Genomic DNA, 17,275 nt, shown 5'->3' on the forward strand with positions numbered 1-17,275 from the left:
CCTCCAATTAATTTTTTATTAATTATAAACTAAAAAAGCAGAGAAGTAATCAAACTTCTCTGCTTTTAAAATTTTAAAAGTCCATTTTTCTGAAGTTACTCAGGAACTTTTGTGTCTTTTCGTTCTTTGGATGATCAAAGATTTGATCAGGTGAACCTTGTTCAGTAATGATACCGTCACTGATGAACAATACACGGTCTGAAATGCTCTTGGCAAAGCCCATTTCGTGGGTAACGATCACCATCGTCAAACCGGTTGTAGCAAGCTTTTGCATAACGTCTAGTACTTCGCCAACCATTTCTGGGTCAAGGGCACTAGTTGGTTCGTCGAACAATAAAACTTCTGGATTCATTGAAATCGCACGGGCAATAGCAACACGCTGTTGTTGACCACCAGATAATTGTTGTGGTTTAGCCTTGATAAATGGATCCATACCAACCTTTTTAAGGTTCTCCATAGCAATCTTACGTGCTTCGTCTTTTGAACGCTTGAGGACCAATTCTTGGCCGATCATGCAGTTTTCCAAAACATTCTTGTTTTCGAATAAGTCGAATTGCTGGAATACCATGCCGACCTTGGATCTAAAGGTATTACGGTTGTAACCAGGTGCCAAAATGTTTTCACCGTGGAAATCGATCTCGCCACCAGTAGGTTCTTCGAGCAAGTTGATGCAGCGAAGGGTAGTAGACTTACCACCACCGGAAGGACCAATGATGGTCACGATCTCGCCTTTGTTGATATCGAAAGAAATGTCCTTCAATACCTTGTGAGCCCCATAGGACTTTTGCATATGCTTTAAACTTAAAATTACTTCGTTTGATTCAGTCATTAATTGTTTGCCTCCGCATCTTTTGGAGTACCAACTTGAACTTGGTTAGCCATCAAGTTGTAGTTCTTGTTACCTTCGAGTCTCTTTTCAATGAAGTTGAAGATTCTAGTAATAGTAAAGGTCAAAATCAAGTAGATTGCTGAAATCATTAAGTAAGTTGGGAAGAACTTGAATGATTGACTGGCAATAGTAGTACCAACGAAGAACAATTCAGAAACTGAGATGATACTCAATACTGAAGTATCCTTGATGTTAACGATAAATTCGTTGGTGATTGATGGTAAACAGTTTCTAATAGCTTGAGGCAAGATGATATGCCACATTCTTTGGTTGTGGGTCATACCAAGTGCACTAGCTGCTTCGAATTGACCTTCTGGAGTTGAAATAATACCACCACGGATAACTTCGGCCAAGTAGGCACCAGTGTTGATGGAAACAATGATCAAAGCGGCAACGGTTCTGTTCAAGTTCAAGTGCCAGAATTGAGCGATACCGTAGTAAATTACGGCTGCCTGAACCATCATTGGAGTACCACGGAAGATTTCAACATAAACTGATAATAACCACTTAACAAAGTTTAATGCCCAGCGCTTGCCGCGAGTAGTAGGTGTTGGAATAGTACGAACGATACCAACGAGCAAACCGATGAAGAAACCAACGATAGTACCAACTAAAGCTAAGAGCAAAGTCATGCCGATACCTGACATGATCATGCCACCGTATTGCTTCCAGGTAGTAACAAGCCAGTTTTCCTTCTTAGTTTGGTTACCAGCCTTAGGTTGTTCCTTAACGGCTTGTGACATTAATTGATCACGCTTTTTGTTAGAAATAGTTCTCAAAGTAGCGTTAACTTCGTTTAAAAGTTTAGTGTTGCCTTTCTTGACACCGATACTAGTAACGGAATCGTCGTGGTCAACCTTGAAGCCGGCCATCTTGTTCAAGTTAATGGCAACGATGTTAGGGTTAACGTTGTGGTAACTTTCAAATTCGATGTCTTCGGCAACGTAACCGTCGATAGTGCCTGAAGCTAAACTTTGACGCATAGCTGAGAAGTCACGCATCGCAGGTTGACGCTTAGCACCCTTTAATTGCTTGATTAAGTTGTAGTGCAAAGTACCTTGTTGAGCGGTTAACTTAGCACCTTTAAAGTCAGTTAATTTCTTAGCATTTGAGTACTTGCTTGCCTTGTTAGTGATAACAACGAAAGTACTCTTACGGTAAGGTTCTGAGAAGTTGATGGCCTTACGTCTTTCAGGAGTAGGTGACATACCAGCAATGATCAAGTCAATTTTGCCTGAAGTTAAAGCTGGTAAAAGTCCATCCCATTGGGTCTTTTCAACGATAACCTTTTTATGAAGTCTCTTACCAATGATCTTGGCAATTTGAACATCATAACCGTTAGCGTATGAGTTAGAACCATCGATATGAACCGCACCATTAGCTTTGGTTGGTTGAGTCCAGTTATATGGTGGGTAGTTAGCTTCCATACCGATCTTTAATGTGCCGGAATCTTTTTTAGCAGCCTGAGTCGAATTACTACTAAAGCTGAAACCGATAAATATACTGAGGAGCACTGTAAGTAATGCAGCGATCCATCTAAATCTTGACTTCAATTGTAAAACCTCCGAAAAAATAGTTTTAACATAAAGCCAATACAATAAAGCGTAAATAAAAACCTCGTTTGCCAAAACAAACGAGGGTCATAATCATCAGTATTTAAACCAAATCTTATAGCGCTCCCTGGGGACTAACCAGGACAGTCTATAGAATATTGTTCTATAGCCCAACAGATCAACACGCGAATGTTAAATCCATTTCGGCGGCAGCCCTAAGATAACCTTCATTGTCTTCGCGGACTCTGAATTATCTTGTGGTTGTCGCAACCTCTATTGCATTGGAAAATTATTTAACTGATAAAAAGATTAAAAGAAAAATGAAGTTTTGTCAAGCCCAACCGTTGCTGTAAGCGCAATCTCTTTTTTTTATATCTGAAACGTAAGGATTACCAGCAACGTAAAAACGTAATTTTTTGTTAGCCCAGACAGGATCAGATTGATTAATCCCGACGCGTTTATCTGCGATTATTTCCTGGGCAATACGTTTATGATTATCGTCTAAATCGATGATAAATGGCGAATCTGAAAGAAAATGTAGATTCCAGTTTTTATTGTGGATACCAAAAGCTTGCATCATTTTAGCAGGACCGTTGGTGAGGAGAACTCCGCTTTTACCATTTCTGTTTTTAACCATAGTATCAATACCCCAAGCAGGATCAATTGCGCGAATCAAAACTCCTTGTGGTTCATTTTCTTCTTGGCAGGCAACATCGAAGAAAAAGTATTGTCGTTGAGCATAAATATAAATGGTGCCGCCAGTGCGATAAAGGCCTTCGTTAGAGGGACTGCGGCGACCACCGTAAGAGTGGGCAGCACGGTCGAGTTTTCCTATGTAAGCTTCGGCCTCTACGATATAGCCGCCAAGTTTTTCTGTTCCATTATTAAAAGTGAGTGGTCGTCCAATTAAATCACGGGTGATTTCATCAGTGGGACGGTTAGTAAAATATTCTGCGTAATCCATAAAGTGCCTCGTTGTTTCTAATTTTTGCTTTTAGTAATACACTAAAAAAAGAAGCGAGGAATTTCAAATGACAGAAATTAAATTAGTACGAATTTATGGTCATGAACAACCCGAAGGCTACCGAATTTTAGTTGATCGGATGTGGCCACGTGGTATGAGTAAAGTTAAGGCAGACTTGGGTGAATGGGATAAGCAGATCGGCCCAACAAACGAATTAAGAAAATGGTTTAACCATGAAGATGAAAAATTTTCCGAATTTAAAGAAAAGTACATCAAGGAATTGGATGAAAATGACTTTACGCCTGAATTTATTGAGACAGTAAAGGATAAGTTAAAGTCTGGCGATGTTCTGTTTCTTTATGGTGCTAAGAATAGGGAACATAATCAAGCAGTTGTGCTTAAGGAATATGTTGAAAGTAAAATGTAACTAAAAAAGCTTACCTCAATTGAGATAAGCTTTTTGCTTTCTATAAATGTTTATGTCCATGCTTTCTGATGCGCCAGAAGTGGAAAATAATGGTTATACCTAAAATTGCAAAGACGAGAATTGCGAATGCTGTATTAGGCATTTCCCATCTTAGTGGTGGCAAAGCCAATAACAACTTAAGTGCAATAATTCCGATCAAAACATAAGCCATTGGCTGCAATTCCGGAATAATGTCCATCAACTTAATGATAATTTCGGCCACACCTCTCATGCAGAGGATACCGATCATACCACCAATTAAAACAACTACTGGGTTGTCTGAAATAGCCAAAGCTGCAAGAACGGAGTCGATTGAAAAGACGATGTCCATTGATTCAATCGAAATAACTGTCCGCCAGAAAAGAGAAAGGACGTGTTTTTTCTTCTTTTTCTTTCCTTTATGACGTGCTTCTTCACGCTCTTCCTTTTCTTTTTCGTGTTCAGCTGCTTGCTTAGGGTGGCGCTGATTATAGAAGAACTTGAATGATAGGTAGAACAAATAAATACTACCGGCTAATTTGATTTCCCAGAAGTTGATCAAATAAGTACCAATCCCAATAACGATGAATCTAAAAAGGTATGCGCCCCAAAGACCATAGATCAGGGACTTTTCCTTTTCAGCTTTAGTAGGTAATACTTGAGTTTGAGCCGCTAACACTACTGCGTTATCAACTGAGAGCAGACATTCCATGATGATTAAAGTAAGAATGATCATCCAGTCCTTGCCACTGGTTAAAACGTGCAACCAGTTATTGCCATCGAAAAAGGGTGTGTACAATTTAAGAATTGCCATGCAAATGACTCTTTTCTAGTTTAATTAATCTGATTTTTTCTTGTTGTCCTAAACGATAGGTGCCCACTTGGTTGTTAGATAAAACAACTCTGTGGTCTGGAATGAAAAATAATACCGGATTAAGAGCAACAGCGTGTTCAACTGAGCGATAAGAACTTGCATCAGGCATACTGGTTGCTACACCTTCGTAACTGATAGTCATTCCATAAGGAATTCGTTGCACCGCTTGCAAAACTCTTCGCTGAAATTCAGTTCCAAATTCTGAAATATCAATCGGAACGTCGAATACTCTTCTTGTTCCAGTGAAATACTCTTTTAGCTGCTGAACATATGGTGCCAATCTTTTAGGATCACGCACGAACATCCGGTGAGGATAGAAACTGAAGATAGGAGAAACAGTTTCATCTCATTTAAGCCCTACATATGTTAAACCGAACTCTGAAGCCGTTAAAAAATAAGTTCTCGGCTCAATCGTGACGTAATCATAATAAAAAACCTTTGCCATGTTTTCAACACCCATATAGTTATTGTTTATAAGAATAACAAAACAAAAATTCTAATTCAATTGTTTAAATGCATCAAGCGCGTCTCCAATGATTTGTTTTACGCCAGGAGCCGGAATTTCAGTTTTGTTAATCGAATAAATTTTTGCGTTTTCTTTGTGGTAGGCCAATAGTTGGGCAAATGGATAAACCACAAAACTAGTACCGCTGATGATAATTAAGTCGGATTTTTGCATAACATTGACCGAATTGTTTAGCGTTTCGGGATTGATTGATTCCCCGTAAAGCACAATTCCTGGACGAATAATTCCGCCGCAGTTTTGATGAATGTAGCCCTTGGCGTATTCATCATAGGAAACTGGCTGATGACATTTAGTACAGTATATATTATACAAATTGCCGTGGAATTCTGTTACGTGTTCATTGCCAGCTTTCGTATCCAATCTATCAATATTTTGCGTGATCAAATCGCCTTTTTTATTGCAAATTTGCGCAATTTTTTCATGAATTAGATTTGGCTTGGCATCGGGAAAGTACATATTGTCCATCACGAAATGATAGAAAAATTCGGGGCGATTATAGAGTGTACTTTCACTTAAAATCGTCTCGGGACTTTCTTGTACGCCATTGTAGATACCGTTTTTGGAGCGGTAATCGGGGATACCTGAGTGTGTAGAAACACCGGCTCCCGTTAAGAAGACAACATGTTTTGCATTATCTAAATCTTGCTGCAATTCAGTTAAATCATCATGATTCATTATTTTGCCTCTGAAAGAATTACTATGTATAATTATATATCGACTTTTTGTTATAATAAAACAAATAAAATGTTGAGGAGAATTCTTATGACATACATGTCCTACTTTTATATAGTAATTAACATCTTAATGTTGGCTTATGCTTGTTACAGTTGGTACTGGCAAGCAAAGGTCGAATTCCGTGGTCACTACCGTGCTTCCTCAATTGTTTGGGCCGTCATTTTTATCTGGCTAGGCTTTACCTGGAACTACATTGAAAAAGGTGATCCAGGCTTAAACGTCTTCCTAGCTTTATTCCTATTAATCAGTATCGTTGATGGTTTCTCAGGTTTCAGTCCTAAGAGATTAGTCGTTTCCGGCTATTTCAAACGCACTGTCAAATATGAAGATATTGCTGACATCACTTTGATCAATATGCAAAATCAAAGAAAGCCATTGATTGTGGCTCTTTTTAGAACGAAGGACAACAAGTCATACATGATGCGTTTCCGCAATCAAGTGAATGAAGTTGTACCAGCCCTTCAAAAATATATGGGCAAAAATGTCTCAGTCGAAATCCAATAATTATAAAATTGGTGATAACATACGAGAAAAACTCTGCAAGGTTCGTAATAAACGACCTTGCTTTTTTATTTCCTCAGGTGTGAGCAAATGAGATTTCTTCATATCTTCTTCAAAGACCTGAGCCATTTTTTCGTTGAAATCTTTATCGTAAAAAATAGCGTTGTCTTCAAAGTTCAAATCGTATGAACGATAGTCTTGGTTCATTGAACCGACGCTAGAAAATTTGTCATCGATGATAGTCGTTTTCGCATGTAAAAAGCCATCTTCGTAAATATAAATTTTGACACCGCAACGAGTTAACTCATTAGCGTACCATTGCGTAGCGCGATAAATGAATGGGTGGTCCGGTTTGCAAGGAATCATGATGCGCACGTCGACACCCGATGCAGCAATCGTTTGCCATGCCGCAAAAACGGCGTCATCTGGTATCAGATAAGGCGTTTGAATCCATAATCTCTTTCGAGCCAGTAGCATGAGTCGCATCATGCCGTTGCGCATGTATGGCGTGTAACGGTCGGGACCATCTGAGACGATTTGCGTAGCGATGTCGCCCTGATGAATGTTGGTTTCATCAAGATCTGGAAAAAGAGTGGAGTTAAAGCGAATGATCTGATCTGCTTCTTTAACTGAAGCGTTCCAGTCCATCACGAAACGTTCTTGTAAAAGCAGAGAGGCAGAACCCACAATGCGTACCTGACTGTCGCGCCAATGACCGAATTTCTTTTTCTTGCCTAAATATTGATCACCAATGTTGAAACCGCCAGTCCAAGAAATCTTACCGTCAATGACCACGATTTTGCGGTGCAAGTGGTAATTGATACGGTATCTGGTGATCATATTTTTAGAAGTAATAAAGGGCAAAACTTCGCCGCCCGCATCCCGCAATTGATCAAACCAGGCTTTAGTGGCACCCATTGAGCCCCAGGCATCGTAGATTACGCGCACCTTAACGCCTTGTTGGGCCTTTTTAATCAACAGTTGCAAAACACGGTTGCCAATGTTGTCACTGTAAAAAGTGTAGAATTCGATATTAATAGTTTCTTTAGCGCGAACAATGTCTTTTAGCATGTCGTGGAAGAAGGTTTCGCCTTCCGTGTAAAGCTCAACATTATTGTTTTTGGTCAAAGGAGATTCATCATCCTGGTTAAAAAAGCGGATGGCTATCTCACCGGCACTTGACGTATCAGAAGGGCTGACATGCTTAGGGGCCTCAGTAATTGACTCCTGAACATTGTGCAGGCCGATGTGTTTCTGTTTATTGATGGCAAAAATGTTTTCCTGGGAAATGCCTCGACCAAAAAAGGCATAAAGGGTAATACCGACTACTGGCAGAATAAGCAAAATAATCAGCCAAGCCCAAGTTGTAGAAACTGAACGCTTCCGGTGGAAAACGATGTAGAAGGCTAAGATCGTATTAGTTATAAAGATAATTCTGATAAAATCATGCCACCAAATCATTTTCTTCCTCCATAAAAACTATTTTTTTAAGTTAAGAAATTTATTAATAATGTCAATTACGAAAGGATTATCGTGCATCCAGCTGTGTTCCGCATCGTTTTTGCCACGGACCTCGACTTCTTGGTAAAAATGAGCTTTAGGGGCCAAAATGTAGCGAATGCTTTTAGCTGAGACGACGGAAATAAATTTATCTGTATTAGTATTGTCCAAGACGTTGCCGTAGATATTTAAGACGGAAATGTTGGGATTGAATTTTCTGCGGTTGAATAAAAGATAGAGATAATGTGGGTTCATCATGCTTGGACGTCCGTTTTCGTTTAAAACATTAACGTTAGGGATGTCGCCAAGATAAGTTACCCCGTCAAATGGACCAGCAATAAGAGCGCATTTAGTTAAATGCGGAAAAGTTTTACTTGAAGAATGCTTCATCTCGGTTCTAATGATGCAAGGACAAGCAAGTGAGTGGGCCACTGCGATGTAGTTTTTGAAGTGGTATCTTTTAGATAAAAATGGCAGGACAAAACTCAGGTAATAGTCGATGCCATAGATGCCGACGATTCTTTGCCGGAAGGCAATTTGCACGATGGGATGCTTGTCACCTGTCCAGGTACCTTCAAGTTTAAAATTACCGAGTAAATCGACAGTAACCTTTAAAAATTTCTCGTTTCCTTTGTCTTTAGTTGCCTGATGCACCATGACATTGGTGGTGTAGTCACCGCCGCGGAAGCCGTGGAAATAAATGATCGGCACTTGCTCGACGTCGCTTTCTTCAACGACCACATTATCGGTAATATGGCGCTTATGCATGCGCAAGAAAATACGGGTTGGGGCAAAAGTTGCCAGTAGTCCCAATGAAATCATGTTAAACATGGTTGGTTCTTGCTTTAGATCATGTTTATGGTTCTTTTCCGCTTCTTCAGCGTATTTTTTAGTATTGAAAAACAACTTTTGCTCACCTTCATTTCTTTTCTATATAATGTGAATAGTAACAAGTACATTTTAACATTTAGTGGAAGTTTTTTGATTTTTGAGGTAGCTATGAAAATTTATGCAGTAAAAAAAGGTCGCGTTCCAGGCGTTTATCGCAATTGGGATGAGACCAAAAAACAAGTGGATGGTTTTTCCGGCGCTGAATATAAATCCTTTGAGAATATCACCGATGCAATTGATTATTTGGGCTGGCAAGAAAAGTCACATGAAGAAACAATCAACCGCAAAGATGACACGCTAGAAAATGCCATAGAAAAAATAAAACATAACAGTAAAAAGCCGGTTAAGGCAACCAAAAATAAGAAAACAAAAAAGCAAAATACCCAATCTAGTGAGTATTTTGCGACTACTTATACTGATGGCGGTACCCGAAATACCGGTGTTTATAAGGGCGGCCACGTTAAAAAGACAGATAAGGCTGCCTGGGCCTACTTAATTGAGTGGGATGGCGGCTCTGAAGATGGTTCTGGTGGCGAATACGGCGCAACCAACAACAAGATGGAGCAGACTGCTTTGATCAATGCATTGAAAAAGCTAATTGAGCTTGGCTTTAACGAAAAGCATTTGTTGTTTGTGCTTGATTCAAAATACGTTTTAAATGCTATTAATCAGCACTGGCTCCAAGGTTGGAAGAAACGCGGCTGGAAACGCTCATCAGGTCCATTAAAGAATGTGCCTGAATGGAAAGAACTAGACCGCTTGCTGCAATCCTTCCCTGACAGCACTTTTGAATGGACTAAAGGCCACGCCAATAACCGCGGCAACGAATATGTCGATCACGCATTGAATCGCTACATGGATGAGCATATGTAATTAAAAAAGGTCATGACTATCATTGATAATCATGGCCTTAATTTTTTAGCCTAAAATAACTCCGCCGAACATGTGGCTGAAGAAGTTCACGATACTGTCCCACAATTGTTGTAGCCAGCTGCGATTTTCTGGCGTGTTGAACTTGTTAAAGATGTTCTTAGCACTATTTTCGATTTGACTAGAAAGCTTAGAAGCTTGACCCTTGAAACTGCTGCTCTTAAGGGCACCAGAATCACGGATTTCAATCAACAGGTTAACAATTTGGTTTTTTTGATTGTTGTTAATGGTGTTGCCCAAGTGATTGATATTGATTTGGTTATTTACAATATCACGAATTTGGCTGTCAGAAATGTTTTGACCTTGCTTAGCCATTTCACTCTTGGCACCGGCAACCGCGTTGTTCAATTGAGCGTCAGAGTAGCCTTTTTTATCTTTGTTGTCTTGAGTAATGCCACTCAAAGTATTCATTTCGTCTTGAGCTGCATTAACTTGCTTTTGGTTCAAAGCATTGCCGTTTTTAGCGTATGCAGCATAAACACCAGCCAAGGCACCTGAACCGTCGATTGGAATAGCACTAGTAACGTAAATGTTAGCGTCTGTGATACCGGCAGTTAAAGCCGCGTTTTTGTATTGGTTGGCAGTGATGGTTGTAATGTTGTTTTTGCCGTTATAGTCCAAAATCTTAACGTTAATTCCGCTACCGCTGCTGGTCTTTTGAATCATGGCACTGGACCAAACGCCAGAAGAAGTAGTGAAGTTGTCACCAGATGGATTCAAATATCTAACCAAGTCAGAACCGGTAACAGTGATGGTTTGGTAGTTGCCGCCATTTAATGGGGCAGTCAAAATCTTTAATGTACCATCTTTTTGTGAGTCGGTTAATGAGGTACCAAGTGTTACCACGGGAGTTTCATCGTCAGCTAAAACACGATTGTTTTGACCAACTACGATTATCGCGACAGCACTAAACAAAATGGCTGTTAAAATTTTAATAGTTTTTTTCATGTTTTTTCCTCTTATCGAATGTTTATTCTGTTTGATACGAAATATTATACTAGATAATTTTGAACGGAATGTAAATCTTCTCCTAAAACTTTCTTAATTTCAACCTAAAACTTGAAGATGGTATAATTAAGAGCAATAAAGGGGGACAATATGTTACAAGTGCCTAAGTTAACTATCATTATGCCGGTCTATAATACGGCACAATACCTGCCACGTGCTTTTGAAGCTCTGCTCAAGCAAGTCGACAAGAGTTTTAAGTTAATCGTGGTAGATGATGGCTCAACAGATAATTCGGCTGAGGTAGCACAGAGCTATGCCAAACGTTTTCCATACTTCAAATTAATCAAAAAGAAAAATGGTGGCCCATCCGACGCACGTAATGTCGGTATGAAATATATCGATACGCCATATGTCACCTTTCATGATGGTGATGATTGGGTAGATCCAGGTTACACAGCATTCTTTATCAGAGCTTTTGAAGAACATCCAGATGTCAGTCTGGTATCTTGTGGCTACTGGATGGATTATCCTGACAAAAAATCTCATGTTGTTGGTCATCCTGAAGGTGGTCTTTTAACACGCGGTGAAACTTACCTTAAATTGACCAATGTTTTCGGCTCGCCAATGAAGGGCTACAGCTGGAACAAAGCTTATAAGACGGCAATTATTAAGAAATACCACTTAAGATTTGATTGTGATATTTCACTGCTTGAAGATCAAATTTTTAACGTAAAGTACATCTCAGTCTGCAAGGGTGTATATTACACGCAAAAGCCTTACTACCACTACTGGCAAAGAAAAGGCAGTATTATTCACCAACCTAACATCAAGAAGGTAGCAGATAATTTCCGTGGCAATTATCGAGTATGGCATAAGATTATCAAGACCATGCTTAAAGATCGTGAAGATGAGAAGCTACGTAAGAAGATGGATGATAATCCAGCTTTGCGCGACAGCGACGCTCAATAAGAGAGGGTTTTATGAAAGAAAAAGTCAACGGTGTTGAATTTTATTACCATAAATTAGGCAAAGGTGCACCTTTGCTTCTTCTTCATGGACATCATTTAGATGGCGGCATGTTCGATAAGATCGTGGCCCCATTATCGCTATACTACTCAGTTTATGTTTTAGATATGCGTGGTCATGGACTGAGTGAAGGTGATATTGCGGAACACTATCAGACCGAAGTCGAAGACGTTTATGCTTTTATTAAGCAAGTTGGCATTGAGGGATGTTACTGCTTTGGCTTTGATGCAGGCGGCTTAGTAGCCATGATGCTTGCCAAGCAGCATCCTAATATCTTTAAGAAAATGATCGTGGCCGGCGTTTTTGTAAATGGTGCAGGAATTCGCCCATATCACTACCTCACTGAAGGATTTCATCGTTTCTTGAAGCTAGATCGTGATAGCCGCGTTGAATTGACTGAATCATTTATTTCAGAAGACGATTTGAAGAAAATCAAGACACCAACTTTGTGCGTGGTCGGTGAAAAAGATTGGATAAAAGTTGAACACGTTCGTTGGTATAGTCAATTAATGCCAAATGCGCGCTTAGTAATTATGCCCCGCCAAACACATAATAGTTATGCGGTTAGAAGCCTAAAATTGCTTGATTTAATTAAGGATTTTTGTAAGTAAATTAGCTTATTTTTTCATTTTGGTCTAGTATGTAGATAGAATAATGCATAATGAATTTTGACTAGATTAAAAAGGAGAAAATTATGGTTAAAGTTGTAGTACTTGGTGCTCACGGACGAGTAGCCCAAATTGTAGAAAAGTTTTTATTTGCGGATAAAGACGTTCAAACATCATTGTTTTTGCGTAACGCTTCTCGTATGGCAGACAAGAAGAATCAAGCTACGATTTTTGAAGGTAGTGCAACAGATGCTGCTCAACTTGAAAAGGCAATGAAGGGTCAAGATATTGTTTATGCTAACTTAGGCGGCAAGGATGATATTGATCTTGAAGCTGAAGCTACGGTTGAAGCAATGCAGAATGCCCACGTAAAGAGACTGATCTGGATTTCAACTTTAGGTATTTATGATGAAGTTCCTGGCAAGTTCGGTGAATGGAATAAGGAAACTTTAGGCGATTACATTACTGAATATGCTAAGGCTGCTAAGAGAATTGAAGAATCGGGTTTGGATTACACGATTATTCGTCCAACTTGGATGACCGATAAAAACGAAGTTGACTACGAAAAGAGTGAAAAAGGCGAGCCAATCAAGGACACCGAAGTTTCACGTAAATCTGTCGCAGCTTACGTTTACCATTTGATCAAGTATCCTAAGGAAGATATTGGTAAGTCAATCGGTTTAGGTAAACCAGGTACTGAAGGCGACAAACCAAGCTGGTATTAAATGAATTTACGTTTCATTTTAAACGTAAAAAGGGACGCAAAAAAATGCGTCCTTTTTTACGTCCTTTTTTGGACGTAAAATCTGAAATTTACGTTTTAAAAAGGACGCAAATACTATAATTTAGAAAAAAGAAAAGCAGGTGACTTAAATGCGTGAAACGAAAAATTTGGAATTTAAAGAAAGTATAACTAATACCTTTTTAAAAACAGTTAGTGCTTTTGCCAATTATAGCGATGGAGAAATTAATTTCGGTGTTAAAGATGATGGAACTGTAGTTGGAGTAAAAGATCCAGTTCAAACATGTTTGAATATTGAGAATAAAATCAATGATTCAATTAGACCACAAGTTGATTATCGTTTACATATTGATGAACAAACTAATGTAATTACATTGAAAATTTTTCAAGGATTATATCCTCCATATTTCTATAAAGAAAAAGCCTACAAAAGAAATGATAGTGCATCTGTACCAGTAGATTCTTTAGAATTATCACGTCTTATTCTAGAAGGACAAAATTGTTCATACGATAGTTTGCCATCTCATGCATCAAATCTACACTTTTCTATTTTGGAAAAAGCTTTACAGTATTGAAAAACTTACGCCAGATTTATTGATTACGCTTGGCTTGAGAGAGAAAAATGGAAAATATACTAACGCTGGTGCATTATTTGCAGGTGAAAATGATTATCGAGGCATTGACTTAGTTAAATTCGGTGACAACATTAATGTAATGCTTGATCGCGCTCAGATAGAAAAGGTGTCAGTATTGAAACTTTGTCAAGATGCATTGCAAAAGTATCGACAATATTATCAAAATGAGGTAATCGATGGGGCATACCGCAGAAAAAATGAGCAAATTCCTGAAAATGCCTTTAGAGAAGCGATTGCTAATGCGATTGTTCATCGAACTTGGGATGTTAATGCTCAAATCAAGGTCGCAATGTTTGATGATCGAATTGAAGTGGTTTGCCCAAGGGCCTAAGTAAAGAAGAATATTTAGCTGGTCAATTATCTATTTTACGTAATCCAATTATTGCGAATATTTTCTTTAGACTAGGTTTAATTGAACAATTTAGTACAGGAATTCAGAGAATTCCTGCTGCTTATGCTGATAGCAAGACTCAACCACAATTTTCGATTTTCGAAAACTCAATTAAGATTGTTTTGCCAGTGGTTAAAATGGAACTTCAGGGTATTTCAGAAGATGCCAATGAAGTATACTCAATTTTACAAAGTGCACCGTTATCAAGTTCTCACATTAGTCAAGAGACCTCTTTTAGTAAAAATAAGGTTCTGAATCTCTTAGAAGAATTAATCCAAAAGGGCTATGTAGTAAAGATTGGCAATGGTCGTGGCACTAAGTATCGTAGATCAAAGTAGAAAGAAACACCTCTTTTATTTCTAAGAGGTGTTTTTTTGTATATAATAGACCTGTATATAATTTTTAGAATTCAGAAGAGGTCGTTATGAACAAGGAAGAACTCCATCAATTATTACACCCAATGAAGGTGATCGGGTTAGGTGGTAATCCCGCATTAAATGAAAAGATTGCTTCAATTTTGCATCAACCACTAATCGAAACTGCAGTTCATCACTTTAGCGATGGTGAAATCCAAGTTAACATCGGTGAATCTGTCAGAGGTTGTGACGTTTTCGTTATTCAATCTGTTCAAGATCCAGTTAACGAAAACTTCATGGAACTTGAAATTGTGTTGGATGCACTTCACCGTGCATCAGCTCATGCTATTAACGTGGTAGCCCCATACTTAGCATATTCACGTTCAGACACCAAGACACGTTCACGTGAACCTATCACTGCCAAGCTTGTTGCTAACTTGCTTCAATTAACTGGTATGGATCGTCTGATCACTGTTGATTTGCACGCTTCACAAATTCAAGGTTTCTACAACATTCCTGTAGATCATTTACACGCTATTCCACTTCTTGGTCAATACTTCTTAGACAACGGTATTGCTACCAAGGAAGACGATGATATCGTAGTTGTTTCACCAGACCACTCAGGTGCTAAGCTTGCTCGTAACTTTGGTCAATACTTCAATGCTCCAATTGCTATTGTTGACCAACGTGGTGCACGCTACGACACTGAAGTTCACGATATTATTGGGGATGTAAAGGACAAGAAGTGTATCATTGTTGATGATTTGGTCGATACTGGTTCACGCATTTCATCTTCAACCAAGTCAGTTTTAGCTGCAGGTGCTAAGAAGGTTTACGTTGCAGCAACTCACGCACTTCTTTCAAAGAATGCAACCGAAGTACTTAACGAATTGCCAATTGAACAAATCGTTGTAACTGATACTATCAAGCACACTCGTTACCCAGACAGAATGGTTCGTATCTCTGTTGATCAACTTTTGGCTCGTGGTATTGATTATGTTTACAATGACCGTTCAATTCACCAAATTTTTGATGAGCAAAATCGCTTAAAGTAAAATATAATCCAAAGTTGATATATAATAATCCTCATCAACAGTGAGGATTATTTTTTGTGTTAAAAAGTTGAGTAGATAAACCATAAAACTATTCATAAATAGCAATGATTGATATAATTGATGTAAGTTGTATAGAAAGAGAAAGTTAGAGGAATAGACATGGCACGACGGAAAAACATGAAAAGACGGAGAATTATTCTTGGCAATACTTTCCATCTGATCAGAGAAAATGGAATGGATAATGTTTCTTTGCAAATGATTGCAGAAAAATCAGGCATTTCCAAATCCCTGTTGCAATCATATTATCCGCATAAAGCCAAGTTGACTAATGATATCATCCGCAATCTTTTTAATACGTTAGGTCAACAAGTAAATAATTACGACATGGCAAACAGTAGCGCTCCATACGCTAGAACCAAGGCCTTTATTTACACAATTGTTATTTTGGGGATGCACGATGAAGGGTTAGACAGAATCATCTCAGAAGCTTTCGCAAGCAATGCTACCTTGGATAACTGGGGCGTAATGCTCAACGACTGGATTCAATCTAATCATTTGTTTGATGGCATCGATGTTGATGAAAAAGAGCTTGAAACTGGGATTGCTTTTGTTACCAGCGGTATTGGTCGCGTGTACCATGACCGTAAGAAGCATCAATTAACAGCTGAAGCATTGGCTGACTACGCAACTAGTGCATTGATGTTCAGTTTCTTGCATTGTTCTTCTGATGAAATCGATCATGCCTTAAAAGAAGGACACGAAATTATTGAATCAGCTGATATGGAAGTCGTTCATCGTGCGATTGATACGATGTTTGACGAAGGTAAAGAAATTTTCAGCTAAAGGGGAATCGTCATGGTTGAAGGCAAAAGAGCTGATTTGCGACGAATGGGACATGAGCAAAACAATCAGTATAAACGAACGCTTGCTTTCGTAATCTTTTTGATTGCGGCATTAGCCCTAATCACAGCTACTTTTCTGAATCCAATTTTTATGAAAGGTCAGATTAGAACTAGCTCCAATCAAGCTGTTGTTGTCAGACAAATTAATAAAAATTTTGATAATCTTGCTGATTTGGTAGGGGCAAGAAGCGAAGATGATGCAAATTTGCTTGCTAATGCGCAAACTCAACCCATTGCCGACCATGTTATTGACTACTCGCTAGGCATTCATGGATTTAAGGTTAATAATCTAGATCTGGCTAATCAAATTCTGACAGATATTCATAAGGGAATTGATAAGGGTTCATCTAGTGGAGCCCAAACAATCGACAGTAAATTGAAAAAACAAGGGACTAACGCACCATATGCGGTAGCTAAGGCATTTAATCTAAGTGTAGTAACGTTAGGTGCCAATATTGCTTGTCTGCTAGTGATTGTTAATATCATTATCATCATTGTCACTATCATTACTTTGTTCTCACTGCTCAATGATATGAGAACTAAGTCGGCAACACGCATGTTGATTCACGACATCGCGGCAGCTGGCATGTGGGCTGGTTTCTGGGTGATTTTGATTTCAGGGTTGTTAGCAGTAGTGCCAGTTATTTTTGACGTTGATAATATTGAGTTGGGTTTCTTGCTAGAAATTGGCAGCAGCGTCTTCTTAGAGTACGTAATTACGGGGGTAGTTATGTACGTGATCTGTGCCATTCCTTGGCAAGCAACATCAGCTAAATAGTAATGTGAAAAACGTAATCACGCAGT

General features: G+C 38.8%; 17 protein-coding genes, 2 pseudogenes and 1 riboswitch. Of the genes and pseudogenes, 10 read left to right on the forward strand and 9 right to left on the reverse strand.

All coding sequences use genetic code 11. The features are described from left to right. Window positions 1-73: 73 nt before the first annotated feature. From BN1206_RS00265 to BN1206_RS00275, 3 genes are all read right to left on the reverse strand, one after another. Window positions 74-829, reverse strand: coding sequence for an amino acid ABC transporter ATP-binding protein (locus tag BN1206_RS00265; RefSeq protein ID WP_013436961.1), 756 nt, complete (start codon window positions 827-829; stop codon window positions 74-76). Continuing rightward, complete coding sequence (locus BN1206_RS00270) at window positions 829-2,442, reverse strand: ABC transporter permease subunit (RefSeq protein ID WP_046433544.1); 1,614 nt, start codon at window positions 2,440-2,442, stop codon at window positions 829-831. Before BN1206_RS00270 ends, BN1206_RS00265 begins: the two co-directional genes overlap by 1 nt. A gap of 110 nt (window positions 2,443-2,552) precedes the next feature. Continuing rightward, a riboswitch (Lysine riboswitch) is annotated at window positions 2,553-2,726 on the reverse strand. Window positions 2,727-2,773: 47 nt separating this feature from the next. Beyond that, window positions 2,774-3,406 (reverse strand): DNA-3-methyladenine glycosylase, encoded by a 633-nt coding sequence (locus BN1206_RS00275; protein ID WP_052542688.1) that lies wholly within the window; start codon window positions 3,404-3,406, stop codon window positions 2,774-2,776. Between the two features lie 67 nt (window positions 3,407-3,473). Here BN1206_RS00275 and BN1206_RS00280 point away from each other — a divergent pair, with 67 nt between their 5' ends. Then, complete coding sequence (locus BN1206_RS00280; RefSeq protein WP_013436964.1) at window positions 3,474-3,833, forward strand: DUF488 domain-containing protein; 360 nt, start codon at window positions 3,474-3,476, stop codon at window positions 3,831-3,833. Between the two features lie 40 nt (window positions 3,834-3,873). On the opposite strand, the gene BN1206_RS00285 is transcribed toward BN1206_RS00280, so the two are convergent. The 3 genes and pseudogenes from BN1206_RS00285 to BN1206_RS00295 all read right to left on the reverse strand — a co-directional run bounded on the left by BN1206_RS00285 (window position 3,874) and on the right by BN1206_RS00295 (window position 5,926). Continuing rightward, the gene (locus tag BN1206_RS00285; protein WP_052542690.1) at window positions 3,874-4,665 is read right to left on the reverse strand and encodes a TerC family protein; all 792 of its coding nucleotides are present in this window, start codon (window positions 4,663-4,665) and stop codon (window positions 3,874-3,876) included. Beyond that, window positions 4,652-5,170, reverse strand: a pseudogene (locus BN1206_RS00290) (methylated-DNA--[protein]-cysteine S-methyltransferase). The gene BN1206_RS00285 and the pseudogene BN1206_RS00290 overlap by 14 nt, the downstream one beginning before the upstream one ends. 51 nt (window positions 5,171-5,221) lie before the next feature. Beyond that, window positions 5,222-5,926 carry an NAD-dependent protein deacylase gene (locus tag BN1206_RS00295; RefSeq protein WP_052542692.1) on the reverse strand — a complete coding sequence of 235 codons (705 nt, stop codon included), beginning with the start codon at window positions 5,924-5,926 and terminating at the stop codon, window positions 5,222-5,224. A gap of 87 nt (window positions 5,927-6,013) precedes the next feature. On the opposite strand from BN1206_RS00295, the gene BN1206_RS00300 reads away from it, so the two are divergent. Continuing rightward, window positions 6,014-6,490 carry a hypothetical protein gene (locus BN1206_RS00300; RefSeq protein ID WP_014565497.1) on the forward strand — a complete coding sequence of 159 codons (477 nt, stop codon included), beginning with the start codon at window positions 6,014-6,016 and terminating at the stop codon, window positions 6,488-6,490. On the opposite strand, the gene cls is transcribed toward BN1206_RS00300, so the two are convergent. Both cls and BN1206_RS00310 read right to left on the reverse strand, forming a co-directional pair. After that, complete coding sequence (gene cls, locus BN1206_RS00305) at window positions 6,491-7,948, reverse strand: cardiolipin synthase (protein ID WP_013436969.1); 1,458 nt, start codon at window positions 7,946-7,948, stop codon at window positions 6,491-6,493. It abuts the gene before it with no gap. 18 nt (window positions 7,949-7,966) lie between these two features. Then, window positions 7,967-8,893 carry an alpha/beta hydrolase gene (locus tag BN1206_RS00310; protein ID WP_013641382.1) on the reverse strand — a complete coding sequence of 309 codons (927 nt, stop codon included), beginning with the start codon at window positions 8,891-8,893 and terminating at the stop codon, window positions 7,967-7,969. A 93-nt stretch (window positions 8,894-8,986) separates the two neighbouring features. Here BN1206_RS00310 and BN1206_RS00315 point away from each other — a divergent pair, with 93 nt between their 5' ends. Continuing rightward, window positions 8,987-9,751: a ribonuclease H family protein gene (locus BN1206_RS00315; protein WP_052542694.1), complete on the forward strand. Its 765-nt coding sequence runs from the start codon at window positions 8,987-8,989 to the stop codon at window positions 9,749-9,751. Window positions 9,752-9,796: 45 nt separating this feature from the next. On the opposite strand, the gene BN1206_RS00320 is transcribed toward BN1206_RS00315, so the two are convergent. After that, window positions 9,797-10,756: a DUF1002 domain-containing protein gene (locus BN1206_RS00320; RefSeq protein WP_052542696.1), complete on the reverse strand. Its 960-nt coding sequence runs from the start codon at window positions 10,754-10,756 to the stop codon at window positions 9,797-9,799. 150 nt (window positions 10,757-10,906) lie between these two features. Here BN1206_RS00320 and BN1206_RS00325 point away from each other — a divergent pair, with 150 nt between their 5' ends. From BN1206_RS00325 to BN1206_RS00360, 7 genes and pseudogenes are all read left to right on the forward strand, one after another. Next, window positions 10,907-11,725, forward strand: coding sequence for a glycosyltransferase family 2 protein (locus BN1206_RS00325; protein ID WP_013436973.1), 819 nt, complete (start codon window positions 10,907-10,909; stop codon window positions 11,723-11,725). A gap of 11 nt (window positions 11,726-11,736) precedes the next feature. Beyond that, on the forward strand, window positions 11,737-12,393 hold the full coding sequence (locus tag BN1206_RS00330) for an alpha/beta fold hydrolase (RefSeq protein WP_052542698.1): 657 nt from the start codon (window positions 11,737-11,739) through the stop codon (window positions 12,391-12,393). An 83-nt stretch (window positions 12,394-12,476) separates the two neighbouring features. Further along, window positions 12,477-13,115: an NAD(P)H-binding protein gene (locus BN1206_RS00335; RefSeq protein ID WP_046432985.1), complete on the forward strand. Its 639-nt coding sequence runs from the start codon at window positions 12,477-12,479 to the stop codon at window positions 13,113-13,115. 148 nt (window positions 13,116-13,263) lie between these two features. Continuing rightward, window positions 13,264-14,496 (forward strand): annotated as a pseudogene (locus tag BN1206_RS09950) (RNA-binding domain-containing protein). Window positions 14,497-14,582: 86 nt separating this feature from the next. Then, window positions 14,583-15,569, forward strand: a complete 987-nt coding sequence (locus tag BN1206_RS00350) for a ribose-phosphate diphosphokinase (protein WP_013436976.1) — start codon at window positions 14,583-14,585, stop codon at window positions 15,567-15,569. 159 nt (window positions 15,570-15,728) lie between these two features. Continuing rightward, on the forward strand, window positions 15,729-16,412 hold the full coding sequence (locus tag BN1206_RS00355) for a TetR/AcrR family transcriptional regulator (RefSeq protein ID WP_052542702.1): 684 nt from the start codon (window positions 15,729-15,731) through the stop codon (window positions 16,410-16,412). Between the two features lie 12 nt (window positions 16,413-16,424). Beyond that, window positions 16,425-17,249, forward strand: a complete 825-nt coding sequence (locus tag BN1206_RS00360; protein WP_013436978.1) for a hypothetical protein — start codon at window positions 16,425-16,427, stop codon at window positions 17,247-17,249. The last annotated feature ends 26 nt before the right edge of the window (window positions 17,250-17,275 follow it).

Origin of the sequence: Lactobacillus sp. OTU4228 (genome assembly GCF_001006945.1) — a bacterium.
GTDB classification, from domain to species: domain Bacteria; phylum Bacillota; class Bacilli; order Lactobacillales; family Lactobacillaceae; genus Lactobacillus; species Lactobacillus amylovorus.